The sequence below is a fragment of the Paenibacillus sp. FSL R5-0701 genome (assembly GCF_037973995.1).
In the GTDB taxonomy this organism is placed as follows: domain Bacteria; phylum Bacillota; class Bacilli; order Paenibacillales; family Paenibacillaceae; genus Paenibacillus.
Window position 1 is genome coordinate 395,519 of the sequence record NZ_CP150230.1, and the last position, 15,931, is coordinate 411,449.

The following is a 15,931-nucleotide window of genomic DNA, read 5'->3' on the forward strand; positions in this document are numbered from 1 at the left end:
CTTTACAAAAAGAAAGAGGAATTCAGCATATGAACCATTAAATTAAAGGAGGATAACCCATTATCAGGTAATTTGGAGGAGGAGAAAGGGAATATGAAGAAGGCGTTATGGCAGCACTGGATTGGGGCATTCCTGGTCTTTATCATGATGGCAACCGCACTGCTGGGGCCGGGTTCGCAAAGTCCGGTGCAAGCTGCAGCACCACTTACGGTATCTCAGGCCATCGCTGCCCAGAGCGGTGGAGGAACAGCAACGGTTGAAGGAATCATTGTTGGACATGCCACCGGGTCACTTACCGCGAAGTTTACATCTCCGTACGCCAATGATTTTAATGTTCTGATTGCAGATTCAGCGTCAGAGCGAACTAACGCCAGATTATTGGATGTACAGATTCCCTCATCTTTCCGTTCGCAATATGGATTGGCGTCCAATCCCAGCCTTGTAGGCAAAAAGATTATCGTAACCGGAACCCTCGGTGCCTACAACAGCTATGCAGGAGTCAAAAACCCAACGTCCATCACACTTTCCTCCGGAACAACCAATCCTGATCCAGAACCGAACCCGGGTACAACACTGCCGGACGGTACCGGCAAGAAAGTATTATTTGATAATACCCACGCCCAGACAGCAGGTGCTGCCGACTGGATTATTGACGGGGCATTTTCGGATTTTGCCAATGGTTTGCGAAACGCAGGCTTTGCCGTGGATCAGCTGGAACGCAGCATCCCCTATACATTTGGTGAGCAAGCCATCACCTATAATAAATTGAAAGACTACCACGTCTTTGTCATTGGCGAAGCCAACGTGCCGTTCAAAGCGACTGAACAGGCTGCGCTGGTGCAGTACGTGCAGAACGGAGGAAGTGTTTTCTTCATCTCCGACCACTATAATGCAGACCGCAACAAAAACCGCTGGGATTCTTCCGAAGTGTTCAACGGCTATCGCCGCGGTGCCTTCCTGAATCCGGCCAAAGGCATGTCTTCGGCTGAAGCCGAATCACCAGCGATGCAGAGTGTGACTAGTTCAGACTGGCTCGCGACGAACTTTGGTGTCCGTTTCCGCTACAATGCCCTTGGAGATGTAAATGCATCGGACATCGTTGCACCTGCACAATCCTTCGGCATTACGGCTGGTGTTAATTCTGTAGCCATGCATGCGGGATCGACCGTTGCGATTATAGACCCGAACAAGGCCAAAGGTTTGGTGTATGTACCAAGTGGTGTGTCCAAGTGGGGCAATGCCGTGGATCAGGGCGTATATAACGGTGGTGGACGAGCTGAAGGAGCCTATGCTGCCATTGCAAAGGTTGGTGCAGGCAAAGCCGCATTTATCGGCGACTCTTCACCTGTGGAAGATGCGACTCCGAAATATTTGCGTGAAGAGACCGGTGCTACCAAGAAGACCTATGATGGATTCAAAGAAGTGGATGATGCAACGTTCCTTGTGAATACCGTGAAATGGCTCGCGGTCAAAGAGAGCTACACCAGTCTGGCACAAGTGCCAGGACTGACATTGGATACGGCAACAAGCCTGCTTTCGATGGAAGCTCCGTCTGCATCAACAGAGCCACAACTTGAGCCATGGGCTGCACCTACGGCGGGATACAAGTGGTATGATCCGACTACGTTTAAGACAGGTTCATACGGAAAAGCACAATAAGTGAAATAGACAGGACATCAAATAATGCGAGTAGGGTCTGACCGTGAGTTTTGCGGACAGGCTCTTTTTTTGCTTGTTATATCAGTTACAATCACGACTATAGAGCCATGCTGCCATTGCATAAATAACTGCTCCGGAGGGGAAGGTATGGGTACTAATGATGCGGCGTGAAGCTCAACCCAACCAGAGGAGGCGGTGAATGATGACTCAACAAGGAGACTGTGACAGTTCCTCAATGAGGCAGAAGCTCAAGGCAGATCTGCATCGTGTGGCGGATCGAATGAACATGACGTTATCCCGTTTTGACAATGACAGTGTCTGTTTGCTGGGGCAATTTGCAGAGATTCGAGCGGAGATTAAACAGATCGAGGTGCTTGCCTCTTCGTTTTATCTGGATTGTTATCTGTCGCCCTTTACCGAGAAGTTTGCCGAATTAACATCGAGCGTACAGCATCTATCTGACCGGAGATATGGGGCGTTAATTGTGATTGAACGGGAGATACCGTTGGAGTCGATCATTCACTCAGGCGTGGCTGTGGATGCAAGAGTAACGCATGCGTTGCTTGAATCGCTGTTTATTCCTGGTGCGCCACTTCATGACGGGGCTGTGCTGATTCGTGGCAATCAGATTGTGTCCGCTGGTAATGTATTGCCTTTATCGCAAGCGGAAGTGCATGAACGTAAAATAGGCACCCGTCATCGAGCAGCACTGGGGCTCAGTGAATTGACGGATGCGGTTGTGTTGGTTGTCTCCGAAGAGACGGGGCAGGCTTCATTTGCTGTGGATGGCGATTTGCATCCCATTAATGTGGTTGAGACGCTATCTTAAATGTGAACGATCAAGTGGCTTACTTGGCACGATTGAGTTAATGCAGTTGAGGGAAGTGTACCTTTCTCCTGTAAGGGAGAGAGGTTTTTCTATTGATAGACGATAAAATTATAATCTGAAATTCGACAGCTTTGCTCCCGCCATAAGAGAAACATCGATCAATGCTTCTCTGACATTGCGATGTGATTTTGCACAAACTGGGTATTCATGGGTACAATAGAGGATGGTCAATGAATAGAGAACAATGCGATTGGATCGCAAAAATGGTTGGAGGAGACGGTTAGCACATGAGTTGGTTTGAAGCAATGGAGCATCACGATTATGAGGAACTGGTTCTGTGCCAGGATCGAAATTCAGGGTTAAAAGCAATTATCGCCATACACGACACAACACTCGGCCCTGCGCTGGGAGGCACACGGATGTGGACTTACGCTTCAGAAGAAGCAGCCATTGAAGATGCCCTGCGCCTTGCCCGTGGTATGACATATAAGAATGCAGTATCTGGTCTGAATCTGGGCGGTGGCAAAACCGTTATCATCGGAGATCCGCGGCGTGACAAAAATGAAGCGATGTTTCGGGCTTTTGGCCGATACATTCAAGGCTTGAACGGACGTTATATCACAGCCGAAGATGTGGGAACAACGGAAGAGGATATGAACCTGATCTATCAAGAAACCGATTATGTAACAGGCATCTCGGCGAGTTATGGTTCATCCGGTAATCCATCACCTGCAACGGCTTGGGGTGTATATCGGGGGATCAAGGCAGCAGCCAAAGAAGCATTTGGTACCGATCTGCTGGAGGGTAAAACGATAGCAGTCCAAGGTGTGGGCAATGTGGCGATGCATCTGTGTAAATATCTGCATGAGGAAGGTGCACATCTGATCGTTACGGATATTCATAAGGACTCGGTGAAACAGGCCGTGGACCGCTTCGGCGCGACAGCAGTTGATCCCGCAGATATCACCGGTGTGGAGTGTGATATCTATGCTCCATGTGCGCTTGGCGGCACGATTAATGACGATACACTCAAAACGCTCAAGGCGAAGGTCGTAGCGGGATGTGCCAATAATCAGCTGCTGGAGACCCGTCATGGGGATCAGCTCTATGATATGGGCATCGTATATGCACCTGACTATGTTATCAATGCAGGCGGCGTGATTAATATCGCAGATGAGTTGAACGGTTACAACGCGGATCGGGCGTGGGGCAAGATCGGAGAGATCTATTCCAATCTGGAGAAAATATTCGAAAGCTCACGTACCGAGGGCATCGCTACCTATGTTGCCGCAGATCGTCTGGCTGAACGGCGGATTGAGCAGATGAAGAATACGCGCAGCACATTCTTGCAGAATGGTCACCACGCGCTGAGTTCCCGGAGATTGCGCAAGTAATCGTAATCCATTCATATAATTTGAAAACTGTCTGTTAGGATCGGCAAACCTACTCCAAAATTGGATGTTGTCGATCTGACAGGCAGTTTTTTTGTGCACTGTCAGAACATAACAAAGAAAAACAGTGGCAATATCTCCCTAATTGATCAATTTCACTATGCTTTTTTCCGATAATGTATTTACATCGTTCAGATGGAGATGGTTCAGGGAAGCGGGGAGAAGTGGGAATGGGAAAAACGGGGGAAAAGCAAGGAATAGGGTATAAGATCAAAAATATGTCGCTTAAGATCAAGCTGCCAATCATGATCAGTGTACTGGTAGTTTTGGTTCTGCTCGGTGCAACGGCCACAAGTTATATGATTTCATCTGATGTTGTGGTCAAGAAAAGCAAGGATGAAATGAATGTGATGGCTGACCGCCTTGGGGAAGGGCTTTGGACAGCGATGCAGCTTCAGCAACAGATGAGTCATGCGATATCTGTACATAACACGTTCAAAGAACTCTTGCAGTTGCGTGATACAAACGAAATGACAGACGAAACTTTTTTTACGGATGAGAATCCATATTTCAACAGAGCAAATACGATTCTCACGGACAGTATATCCGACACGGTAGGCACCAAGCCGGACTTGTTCGTGTTTGACAAGGAAGGAACGATGGTCGCAGGAACCATGCCGGAAGTCATTGGGCAGTCACGGGGAGATCGGGAATATTTTAAGGAGTCCATACAGGGGAAATCCTTCATCAGTGACGCGGTTGTCTCTAAGACTGGCAAGAAGCTCATTATTGTATTCTCGGAGCCTATCACCGATGAACAGGGGAATATACTGGGTGTGTTCGCCATGTCGGTGGACAGCAGCTTTTTCCTGGGGCAACTGGGAGACATTAAAATCAATGCCCAAGGCAGAGTTGAAGTGCTGAGCCGTAGCGGCATCATCATGTATGATTCACTGGACCCTTCCATTGTGGGACAAACGCTGGAAGCGGACAAGGAAGCGATGGGAATCATCGAGGCCAGAGCCACTGACAAAGTGAAAATCACTTCGATGGATCGAGATAACATCTATTATCGTATTAATCAGATTCCTGGTGCAGATCTATCTGTGGTCATCATTGACGATTATGACGATATCAAGCGCCCTATAGATGATATCCAACGTCAGATGGTTATCGTGACCTTGATCGGAATTGCTCTGGCGATTGGCGTAGGACTATTGATCTCTCGTAGTATTACGAGACCTATTGTTCGTCTGATCGGGCTGTTCCAACAGCTTGCTCAAGGGAATCTGACCGTCAAGGCCAATGGTAGATATAACAGTGAATTCAAAGATCTGGCGGACAGCTTTAATGGTATGGTGGAGCAGAACAGGAATCTCATTACCGATATGAATAATTCAATCCATGTCCTTCAAGCCAGCACTCAGGAGTTGGAGGAGACATCCAGACAGACGGCAAGATCCATTGATGAGACATCCGCGACGTCCATGGGGATCGCGAAGGCGATGGAGGCCCAATCCGAAGATACCGAACAGATTGCAGGCAAATTCAACAGCTTCGGCGATAAAGTGGCTGCCATGAACAGCAGTGCCCAGGATGTGAAGGCGAGAGCAGATGAGATCGAATCTGTATTCCATAACGGGAATGAAGTCGTCAATGAATTGATGCGTATTAATGAGGTGAACGAACGGGAAGTCGAGAAAATCTCGGAGATTACGGTCAAACTTCAAACCAGTTCGGGCAGTATTAGTCAGATCACGGAAGCCATCAGCCAGATTGCGAAGCAGACCAATCTGCTTGCATTAAATGCTTCCATTGAAGCATCACGGGCAGGTGAGCATGGCAGAGGATTTGCAGTTGTAGCTGAGGAGATCCGCAACCTGGCAGAGCAGAGTTCCCGCCAATCCAAGGAAATCTCCAGTATTATTGAGCAGAATCTGGCTGATGTCGCCGAGAACAACCAAAGTGTTGCCGAAATTCACACCATCTCATCCAGACAGGATGAGCTTGTCTTGCAGACTCGTCAGGCATTTGATGTAATTTTGGAGAAGGTAACGGTCATTAATCGACAAATTGCCACGATGGCAGGACAGATGCAAGAGATGTTGCAGAACAAGGATGACGTACTGGAGTCAGCCCACAGTTTGTCCGCTTCAGGGGAGCAGGTATCTGCTTCGGTTGAAGAGGTAACGGCAACCATGATGGAGCAGTCTTCAACGGTGCAGCAGTTGGCGAACATGGTCGATACGATCGATCAATTGACACAAAAGCTGGCCGAATCGGCTGCGCGGTTCAAGGTGGAGTAAGGGTTAATTGAATAGCTATCGAGGGAAGGAAGGCAAAAGGCACTCTGTATGAGTGCCTTTTGCTTTGTTTTTTTAGGGTCTCGATCAATGTGCTCTAGTCCATTTAGTAATCAAGAAGATCAGCAGTTGGAAGAGGGGGTGCTAAGTTATCTATATCAAAACGTAATGCACTTCTGGTTTAGCAGCTTCACGAATTGATAGAGCGCACTGCTGACATAACGACCCTCACCGCGAACAAAGGTGGTTGTAGTATGTGTGAATCGCTCGGCTAAGTCGAATACAGAGAAATGATCTGGTCTTTTGTGAATAACGTTGCACGGCATAATGGTAAAAGCAATTCCAGACTCCACACAGCTGAGCAGGTTTTCCATCGTACTCACTTCGATGATATTACGAGCGGACAGCCCCTCTTCCAGCAAAAATTCTTCGGTCATTTCACGATAAGGGCAGCCCTCGGGGAAAACGACCCACGATACTTGGCACAGACTTTTGGGTGGTGTGTCCATCTGTTTGGATATGATATGCACCGTGTCTTGCATCTCGTATTCCACTTTCAGTCCTTCCTTCACACAAGCCCCGCTGATAAAGGCACCGTCAATCTCATCGTCCTGTATTTTCTTGCGCAGTACTTTGGGTGAAGTAGCGTTGACGAGTGAGATGGACACCTTCGGGTAGGTTATTTGATATTCATTCAGAATCTCCATAAAGCGGCTGGATGCCGCCGTTTCTACAATGCCGATTTTCAGCGTGCCGGAAGGCTCACCGGGATCGGTCATATCCTGCTTCAGATCATATAAAAGGTTGTGAATCTGTGTGGCGTACTGGACGAACTGCTCTCCTTTGGAGGTCAGCACAACGCCTTTGGGAAATCGGTTGAACAGCTGTATTTGATATTCCTGCTCCAGTTTTTTGATGCGTGTGGTGACATTGGATTGCGCGTAATTCAGTTCTTTGGCGGCCTGTGAGATTTTGCCTGAACGCGCCACCGCGAGAACAATATCGATATCGGAAAGTTCCATGCTGTATCCTCCTGAACGTGGGTTACCTTCAATTAATTCGGCAGATGGCGATGTTAGGTATCTCTTTGAGAGATACAACTATATATTTCAATCATTTTACGATATATCGAAGCCGCCGTACAATATCCTTAATGACAAAGAGAGTAGGGATATGACATGGATAACATGAATACACGTTCAACATTATTAAGCCCGGTAACGATTCATCAGTGGCAATTAAGGAACCGGATTGTGATGGCACCGTTGACCCGGGGATTTGCTGATGATCAGGAGGGGACGGTAACGGATGAGATGGTGGACTATTATGAGCAGCGTGCGCGGGATGGCGTGGGACTGATCATTACAGAGGGCATTAACCCGAATCTGGCAGGCAAAGGCACCTACGGCATCCCCGGCTTATATACAGATGAACAGACGACTTCTTGGAAAAGGGTAACAGATGCTGTTCACAGACATGGCGGCACCATTATTGCTCAACTGTGGCATGTCGGCAGGTTGTCGCACTCCGATCTGATCGGAACCGCTCCACTTGCACCTTCCAGCCTTGCGGCAGAGGGAAGAGTGCATAAGCTGCATAAACCGTATCAGGTTCCTCAAGCGATGAGTACACAGGATATAGCGGATACGATTCAGCATTTTCAGACGGCTGCCCGCAATGCGGTTCTGGCGGGGTTTGACGGGATTGAGCTGCATGCTGCGCATGGGTATCTGATCGACCAGTTTATCAATGAGAAGACCAACCACAGAACAGATGAATATGGAGGAGATACTGAGGGTAGATTGCGGTTCCTGCGGGATATTATTGTGGCTGTGAAAAAAGAGATCCCTGTGGATCGCATATCAGTACGATTCTCCGAGAAAAAGGATGATGATGCATCCTATGCATGGGCAGACAAAGCTGGAATGATCGATGCATATCTGAACTTGTTCCGCGAGACGGGAATTACGATCTTGCATCCCTCAACAGACCATTATGCGAAAGCATGGGAAGGGGAGCAGACTTTTCACGAGCGGATTCGAAGTCGGTGGGATGGAATCATTATTGGTGTGGGGGATTTGGATGTTCAGACTGCGGAGCACGCGATTGGTAAGGGAAGCGTAGATCTGGCTGCGTTCGGCAGACCGTTTATTGCCAATCCAGATCTAGTACAGAGATTGCATACGGGTCAGCAATTGATTGAGTATGATGCGAATGCACATTTGCCTATTTTGGTGTGAAAATAAAGTGAAAAAAAGGGCAGAATAGGCTGCCCTGCCCTGAGTTTCAGATACTTTTTGAGTGATCCAGCGGTTTCATTTCGTTTCTTCTTGTTGAGCTTTTTTCGATATACCAGAGAATGATCATAGACAACGCATAGAACAGACTGACAGCCAGAATAATGATCCATACACTTTCCATGTCCATGCTTTTGATGAAAATACCTGTCAAATATGGACTAAGTGTATAACCCAGGCAACCTACGAATAACAGCAAGCCATTAAACCGCCCCTGATGTGTATCGGGTACACGCGAAGCAATATACAGATTGATATTGGTCTGCACGAGAATCTCTCCAATGGTCCACAGCACCGTGGATAAGGCGACGATGGAAAAATGGGGGAAGGTTCCGAGCAAGTTCAAGGCTCCAAATCCGATTCCATAGAAGAGTGCGCCTGTAGCTATGGAGTTTAGGGCAGTTAATTTGCGTGTAGCGGACAGGATCACGGTGGTAAGAATAATGACGCTAATGGCATTGATGGTCATGACAGAGCCGTAATAGGCTGCCCCGTTCTCGCCAAACGAGTGATTCATCTGGAGTGGGAGGCTAAATGAGTATTGCATATAGATAAAATAGTTAAGAAATGACACAACGATGAAAAAGGCAACGAGTGGATTTTTCAGCAGTAGTCTGAATAACGGCGAAGGCGGTTGGCTCGATCGTTGTTGTTCTTGTTGTCCAGCATGTTCGCTGCTTGTTGATGCCAATTCCTTGCGTGTGCCGATCTTAACCTGGTTGATGATGATAAAGGTAGATATCAGAAACACGGTGCCGATACTTATAAAGACAATGTTGACGTGATCCTTGATAAAAAAACCGGCGATCAGTGGTCCGATGGCTATACCCAGATTGGCCCCCAGATACATGAGGGAAAAGGCGGACTTTCGCTCTTTCTCCTCCGTACACAGTTGAATAATCAGTGCATTATAAGCAGGCCGGGTAATACTGATGAAAAACATGACTGCAATCAGAAGATAACCAACGGTAATGGTGCCTGACCAAAAAGAGCAGCTTATAATCATGATGGCAGACAACAGTTGCCCGATGACAATAATCGTTTTTTTACCCATAAGATCGCTTAAATAGCCGCCGAGAAGTACACCGGGTCCGCTAATCAGGGCTGCCATGGACACAAAGATCCCTGCACTGACGACATTCATGCCCATCTGTAACGTAAGCACCAAGGTAATCAGGGAGAATACAAAATCTCCCGTGCTGTTAATCGTTCTGGCTAAACAGAGATAATAGATATCGCGGCTCAGACCCGCGTAGGTTTTGAATAAAGACAATAATTCCAGCCCTCCCCAAGATAACTGTCACTCCAGAACAAAAACGGTGAGGATGATCCGTACATCTTATACGGTTTCAGCAACCGTCACTTCAATCTTGAAACGATCGTACATATCCAGCAGGGTTTGACGCAATTCCTCGAACGAATCACCCTCCACGATAGCATAGCCTGATCGGGTCATGGTATCGTTGACGTCCCCGGCGCGCTGCCCCACTTGATAGGATACATTGAACTCAATGATGCCAGGGATATCCGCATAATTCTCTATCCCGGATATGTGTTGAATTACCCCTGCGCGTGATGGGAAGCAGATCATGCCTGTGAATTTATGACTCGTCTCCTGTTGCTTAAATTCATATATTCCAACTTCCAGATCAGTGACGGCTTCGAAGAAATCAACGCCATGGGTGTTCTTGATACAAGGAGGCATAACATGTGATCCCCCGATTCTTGCACCAATTTCTCCAAACACCACTTCTCCTTCCGGAGTCAGAAAAAGTTCGGCATGTGTTACGGATTGATTGATACCCAAGGCAGCAATGACCTGTTCATTGAGTTCTTTGATGTGATGGATAAAATCAGCTTCCGTGCCTTCAGGGAACGTAATACTGGCCGGAGGTTTCTGCTTCGTCGCAATATCCAGGCAGTTATACAGGTATTGGGAAACAGATGCAAATACAACTTTGCCCTTGGACACAATGGAATCACAATGAAACTCCGTACCGTGGATGAATTCCTCCAGCAAATCCTTTTGCTGTGCTTGTCTTGTATGGTGAAGATAATGCACCAGTTCATCCATGCTGGACAATTTGAACGTATTGATACTTCCATATCCGCTGAGTGGCTTCACAATAATCGGGAAGCCGTGTACAGCAGTGAAACGAATATAGTCCTGTTCATGTAGAGCAATTGCAATTTCGGATGTCCGAATTCCGCGTTGATGCAGCATTTGTTTCATGATCCATTTGTTGCGAACAGCCTCAGCCTGATTGCGCTGCATACCGGGGATCCCGAACTCGGAACGGAGCTGACCACCGATCTCAATCGCATTCTCACCCGGCGTTAACAAAGCAGAGATGGAATGGGATTCTCGGATCTGCATCATATGCTCCCGGATGGCATCTACGGACTCCAGATGATCGACATATCTAATTTCATCAAAGAAGTCCCTGAGCACCTCATCATGATGCAAATTATGCCGTTCAATAATCAGAATTTTTTTGTGATCCGCCAATTTCCGCAAAGGTTTAACGAAGTTTAATCCAGTTGGAAGCCTGAAATCAGATATGTATACAATGGTTTTCATACGTTCTCGTATAGCCCCTTTCAACAAAATACTAAAAATAGTAAAAATTCATTTCATAACATTATAGCTCAATATTTTCCATTTTGAATACACCTTTTGGTTAAAAATATGAACCAAAATACATATTTGTGTTGCGTTAAAGTGTTAATTGACAATAGGATTTTTTTGGTATACGATCTTTAGCGGATTAGAAATAAAAAGGAGGAAATAGAAATAAATGGAGATCGTTAAAGAGAAATATGCCATACTGGGAACGCTGGGAGACGATGAAGGATTCCTGACTTGCAGCATGCATATCGCGAAGAAATTAGGCAACTCGGAACGTATCAAGCCATACCCTGAATTTGAAGCGGCTGCGGAAGACTTGAGATCAGGGATCATATCCGGCTTGCTGGTCCCCGGGGCGTATCCCAAGCTCAACAGCTTCATCATGGATTCTGAACTAGCGGTGTCTGAGAGCTTTGTGGAGAAAATTCCTGCGCTGGTTCTATCCGGCTTCCATGCGGTATGTCCCGATCAGATCGATATTATCTATCATCATCCAGCAACCACATACTTGTTATCTGAACTTGATACAACCTATAGAGAGAACAGCACCGTATCGTCCAACCCTGAAGCTTGCAGGAAGGTCATGCACAACACGGAGAAGTCCATTGCGCTAACGAATCAGCTATGCGCTGATCATTACGGGCTTGTGACCTACAAAGTATTGCGCGAGGGAATCAATATGCCATGGGTATGTTTTACACAAAATACACAGAGGGTGAATACAGTCATATGAAAAGAATTGCTATTATACTGGATAAAAATCTGGAACCTGGCGCCGCCGCTAATGTGGCTGCTCTGTTAATGGGACAAGCAGCCCTGAATGAGCCGGAGTTATATTCTGATCAACCTGTGCTGGATCATAGCGGCGTTCAGCATGCCGGCATCCGATATAGCACTGTCATTTTGAAGGCCGGGGAGAATCAACTGATCAATCTGGCCAAACTCTGCTCAGATGACAGCGGAGGATTGAGCCATGTTGTTTTTTCACAGACAGGCCAGTCGCTCAATAACGCCTTTGAACAATATGCAGTTGAGATTGCTTCGATGGAATTGGAAGCTACCAAAGTGGTAGGTGTCATTGTATGGGGCGAGGATGATCAAGTTAGGGCAGCGACCAAAAAATTCAGTGTCATGAAATAAGGGAAAAGGGCAGAAGCTGATCTTAGCGATCACTCTGCCCTTCTTTACATATGAAAGAATCGTTATAGAGATTGTTCAAGGTACTGAAAACCGCCCTTTTTGAACACGCACTTATAGATGATTGCTGATAACGGCAGCTTTCTTTTCGGTTAAGTAGTATACGAGTGCCAGCAAAGGCATCACCAGACCAATCAGAGTGGTGAGACTCCAACCCCCATGCGCATAAGACCAGCTGCCAAGTGATGATCCAATCGCGCCCCCGATAAAAAAGATCGACATGAAGATTCCGTTTACCCGTCCTCTTGCTTCACTTAATGAATAGATAATACGCTGCCCCAGCACCAGATTACCCGAGACCGCCATGTCGAGCGTGATGGCAACGATCACAAGAAGTACAAGGGTAGCGGTAGAGTGACCCTGGAACAGATAGGCGAGCCCAAAAGAACCAGCCGCGATAACCATGGCGAGTCCGGTTAATATGCGGGTAAAGCCTTTATCCGCCCATCTTCCGGCAATCGGTGCTGCAACGGCGCCTCCGACGCCAGCCAATGCAAACCATGCAATTCCTTGCTGGGACATGCCATACTCATTGGCGAGCTGCATGGGAACTGTAGTCCAGAACAAGCTGAAGGCGCCAAACAGGCTGGCCTGATAGAGGGCTCGGCGGCGGAGCATGGGAAATGTTTTTAACAGGGAACCCAATGACAGGATTAATTGTCCATACTTCATCGCCGGTTGGGGCTGACGTGCAGGAAGTGCGCGTGACAGGAGCAAGGTTAACAATACGATAATGATTGCGGAGAAGACAAAGACCGCTTGCCAACCGAGCAGACTCGTAATAAAACTTGCGACAGGGCGAGCCAGCATAATGCCCAGCAGCAGGCCACTCATCACATTACCGACCACCCGTCCGCGTTGCTCCTCCGAAGTGAGGTAGGTGGCGTAGGGAACCAGAATCTGTGCAACGACGGAACCAATACCGATGAAGAGGGAAGCAGCCAGAAATAATATGGCATTGGGAGAGAAGGCGGCGGCAATCAATGCAACGACCAGAATGATGAGGAAAAAAGTGATCAGCCGCTTATTCTCCAGAATGTCACTGAGCGGTACGATGAACAGCAGGCCAATTACGTAACCGATCTGTGTTAACGTCACAATCAGTCCGGCAGCAGCAGAGGAAAGCCCTGTTGTCATGCTGATCGGTCCTATAACTGTCTGAGCATAGTACAAGTTTGCCGCAAGTAGCCCGCATGCCGCGGCCAAAAGCAAAATCAACCAGCTTGGAACCGGGGTTGTCTTCACACCGTTTTGCAAATGCATGATTATCATCCTCCAATTTTTATGTTAATGATCCTTAGTGCCCTAATGGTTCCACTCAAACCATGACCGATCAGGCGTCCAAACCTTTGCGGCACTTTTATGGATTCACCAATTACTAAACGCTTCGTTTACTAATCACAGACATATAATAAACTAAACGTTCAGTATTGTAAATAGGCGATAGGAATTTTTGTATGTCGAAGTAAGGTAAGAACGAAATTGTTTAATGTATCGGTGTTTTAGTATAATGAACGTACAGTTTTTATGAATTAGAGATACATTTGTTACACCAAGGAGGGCTTATGATGACAGCCAAAAGAGGGCGTCCCCGTAATGTGGAAACCCAGAATGCAATTCTTGCAGCTTCCTATGAATTATTATTGGAACACGGCTTCGGAGCGGTTACGATCGAAAAAATTGCTGAACGTGCTAAGGTGAGTAAAGCAACGATATATAAATGGTGGCCCAATAAAGGAGCTGTCATTATGGATGGGTACATGTCTGCGGCAACGGCAAGATTGCCTGTACCGGATACAGGATCGGTATTTGAGGATGTGCGTATTCATGCGAGCAATCTGGTTGATTTTTTGATCAGCCGGGAAGGAAAAGTGATCACACAAATTGTTGGAGAGGGTCAGTCTGATCCGGGTCTGGCAGAAGAATACCGAACCAGATACATCCAACCTCGTCGGCGTGAAGCGTGGGGAATTTTTGAAAAAGGTGTAGAACGGGGAGAGTTGAAAAAGGATTGTGACATCGGACTGTGCATAGACCTCGTCTATGGAGCGATGTTCTATCGCATGTTGGTAACTGGCGAACCGTTAGATACTGAATTCGTGCAGCGTTCGTTGGTTTCCTTGTTTGAAGGTATTAAATCTTGATCATAGAGAAGGACGTCTTGGGGGAGGGAGAGGGCGATTCGAAAGTATCGCCCTGGGTGTGGGGGCAAAAGGCTTGTGGATGAATGGAGAATGTGTGGAGAATTGAGAACTACACCTGGAAGATCGGTGAGATGGCTGGGGGCCATGAATCAGGAGAATGCGATGTGGAAGTGGGAAGAGACTGGTTCAAGAGCGGGGGTTCATTCCATACCGAACTGGGCAGTTCGCGGCGTAATACAGGGGCAACTTCCTTGGCAAAACGCTCTACTTGCTCCAACTGCTCGCTATGCGTCAGTCCATCTACGCTGATACTCAGCACCTGATGTCCGTAAGCGGCATGATAGTCCAGAATTTTCTCAATGACCTGCTCCGAACTGCCGATTAACGCAGGGCCTCGTGCAATGTTATCCTCCAGATCGGTGAAGGGCGACTGGTTATGCTGTGCGGCGGCGGTGGCATGGAACGCTTCATAATATGGCTTATAGCGGCGAATGGCTTCTTCACCCGTATCCGCCAGATAGAGACTGCCGGCACCAGAGCCAATCACGGCTTGCTGCGGATCATGACCATAATAATCGAGGCGCTCCCGATAATGATCAATTAACGCTTTGTATTTGGCCTGAGGGTGAAAAGAATTCGACGTAAAGAGCGGCTCGCCATATTTGGCAGCGAGTTCGGTCGAGACCGTGCTGGACGCGCTACCATGCCAGATTGGGATGGACTGCTGAAGCGGCCTGGGCCACGTGGTCACTCCATCAAGCGGAGGGCGATACGTTCCCTGCCAGGTTACATTCTCTTCAGACCAAAGCCGTTTTAGCAGATGGTAGCGTTCATCGAGTGAGTCCCATTGTTCCTCTTCCCTTATGCCAAACAGCGGATAGTGGCGAGGGTCATTGCCTTTCCCGATGATCATTTCCAGCCGTCCGCCCGATAATTGATCCAACGTAGCATAATCCTCGGCAACCCGGACTGGATCAAGTATACTAAGAACAGTGACGGTGGTTAGTAACCGAATGCGTGTGGTTGCTGCGGCTATTGCGGTTAATACGACAGGTGGCGAGGAAGATAGAAAAGGCGCACCGTGTCGTTCACCGATTCCATAAGCATCGAATCCCAGTCGTTCAGCCAGCTTCGCTTGCTCTAATATATTGTGGAATTTCTGCTGAGTTGTCAGAGCTTCCCCGGTTACGGCATTAGGCAGATTCATCATGAGACTAAACAAGGCAAATTTCATCTGACCTTCTCCTCGAACTGAATTGATAGTATCTGTGTCGTATAATCCTATTGAAATAGTAGGATATGTAAGTTGAATTAAATGTATCACGTTCTCACGGATTCTTCTAATGGATTTTTTCTATAAGCAGGAACAGCGAGGGCTCCTTGCATAAATATGAAGGAAATTGCCACGATTTTTATTGACCGCTGTAAAATTTAGGATTAAAATTGTGCTTATCATATAAATTCAAAATTATGGATTTTCAT

Annotated in this window: 13 protein-coding genes; 8 read left to right on the forward strand and 5 right to left on the reverse strand. The window is 47.3% G+C overall.

The window, feature by feature from the left end; all coding sequences use genetic code 11:
* The first annotated feature begins 144 nt into the window (after positions 1-144).
* The 4 genes from MKZ13_RS01925 to MKZ13_RS01940 all read left to right on the forward strand — a co-directional run bounded on the left by MKZ13_RS01925 (position 145) and on the right by MKZ13_RS01940 (position 6,185).
* The gene (locus tag MKZ13_RS01925) at positions 145-1,659 is read left to right on the forward strand and encodes a DUF6359 domain-containing protein (protein WP_339185289.1); all 1,515 of its coding nucleotides are present in this window, start codon (positions 145-147) and stop codon (positions 1,657-1,659) included.
* Positions 1,660-1,858: 199 nt separating this feature from the next.
* Positions 1,859-2,488 (forward strand): sporulation-specific diadenylate cyclase CdaS, encoded by a 630-nt coding sequence (gene cdaS / locus MKZ13_RS01930; RefSeq protein ID WP_339181377.1) that lies wholly within the window; start codon positions 1,859-1,861, stop codon positions 2,486-2,488.
* A 287-nt stretch (positions 2,489-2,775) separates the two neighbouring features.
* Positions 2,776-3,882, forward strand: coding sequence for a Glu/Leu/Phe/Val dehydrogenase (locus MKZ13_RS01935; RefSeq protein WP_339181379.1), 1,107 nt, complete (start codon positions 2,776-2,778; stop codon positions 3,880-3,882).
* A gap of 227 nt (positions 3,883-4,109) precedes the next feature.
* Positions 4,110-6,185 (forward strand): methyl-accepting chemotaxis protein, encoded by a 2,076-nt coding sequence (locus MKZ13_RS01940; RefSeq protein ID WP_339181381.1) that lies wholly within the window; start codon positions 4,110-4,112, stop codon positions 6,183-6,185.
* Positions 6,186-6,340: 155 nt separating this feature from the next.
* On the opposite strand, the gene MKZ13_RS01945 is transcribed toward MKZ13_RS01940, so the two are convergent.
* Entirely contained in the window at positions 6,341-7,204 is an 864-nt protein-coding gene (locus MKZ13_RS01945; RefSeq protein ID WP_339181383.1) for a LysR family transcriptional regulator, read from the reverse strand.
* A gap of 165 nt (positions 7,205-7,369) precedes the next feature.
* On the opposite strand from MKZ13_RS01945, the gene MKZ13_RS01950 reads away from it, so the two are divergent.
* Positions 7,370-8,422 (forward strand): alkene reductase, encoded by a 1,053-nt coding sequence (locus MKZ13_RS01950; RefSeq protein ID WP_339181384.1) that lies wholly within the window; start codon positions 7,370-7,372, stop codon positions 8,420-8,422.
* 46 nt (positions 8,423-8,468) lie between these two features.
* Here the strand turns inward: MKZ13_RS01950 and MKZ13_RS01955 are convergent, their stop codons facing one another.
* Complete coding sequence (locus MKZ13_RS01955) at positions 8,469-9,752, reverse strand: MFS transporter (RefSeq protein WP_339181385.1); 1,284 nt, start codon at positions 9,750-9,752, stop codon at positions 8,469-8,471.
* A 66-nt stretch (positions 9,753-9,818) separates the two neighbouring features.
* Complete coding sequence (locus MKZ13_RS01960) at positions 9,819-11,060, reverse strand: ATP-grasp domain-containing protein (RefSeq protein ID WP_339181388.1); 1,242 nt, start codon at positions 11,058-11,060, stop codon at positions 9,819-9,821.
* Positions 11,061-11,277: 217 nt separating this feature from the next.
* Here MKZ13_RS01960 and MKZ13_RS01965 point away from each other — a divergent pair, with 217 nt between their 5' ends.
* Positions 11,278-11,841, forward strand: a complete 564-nt coding sequence (locus MKZ13_RS01965) for a hypothetical protein (protein ID WP_339181390.1) — start codon at positions 11,278-11,280, stop codon at positions 11,839-11,841.
* Entirely contained in the window at positions 11,838-12,248 is a 411-nt protein-coding gene (locus tag MKZ13_RS01970; protein WP_127548030.1) for a DUF2000 family protein, read from the forward strand. Before MKZ13_RS01965 ends, MKZ13_RS01970 begins: the two co-directional genes overlap by 4 nt.
* A 111-nt stretch (positions 12,249-12,359) precedes the next feature.
* On the opposite strand, the gene MKZ13_RS01975 is transcribed toward MKZ13_RS01970, so the two are convergent.
* The gene (locus MKZ13_RS01975; protein ID WP_339181395.1) at positions 12,360-13,568 is read right to left on the reverse strand and encodes an MFS transporter; all 1,209 of its coding nucleotides are present in this window, start codon (positions 13,566-13,568) and stop codon (positions 12,360-12,362) included.
* 305 nt (positions 13,569-13,873) lie between these two features.
* Between MKZ13_RS01975 and MKZ13_RS01980 the strand changes: the two genes are divergently transcribed.
* Positions 13,874-14,449, forward strand: a complete 576-nt coding sequence (locus tag MKZ13_RS01980) for a TetR/AcrR family transcriptional regulator (protein WP_221823956.1) — start codon at positions 13,874-13,876, stop codon at positions 14,447-14,449.
* Between the two features lie 109 nt (positions 14,450-14,558).
* On the opposite strand, the gene MKZ13_RS01985 is transcribed toward MKZ13_RS01980, so the two are convergent.
* Complete coding sequence (locus MKZ13_RS01985; RefSeq protein ID WP_339181396.1) at positions 14,559-15,683, reverse strand: LLM class flavin-dependent oxidoreductase; 1,125 nt, start codon at positions 15,681-15,683, stop codon at positions 14,559-14,561.
* Positions 15,684-15,931: the final 248 nt, after the last annotated feature.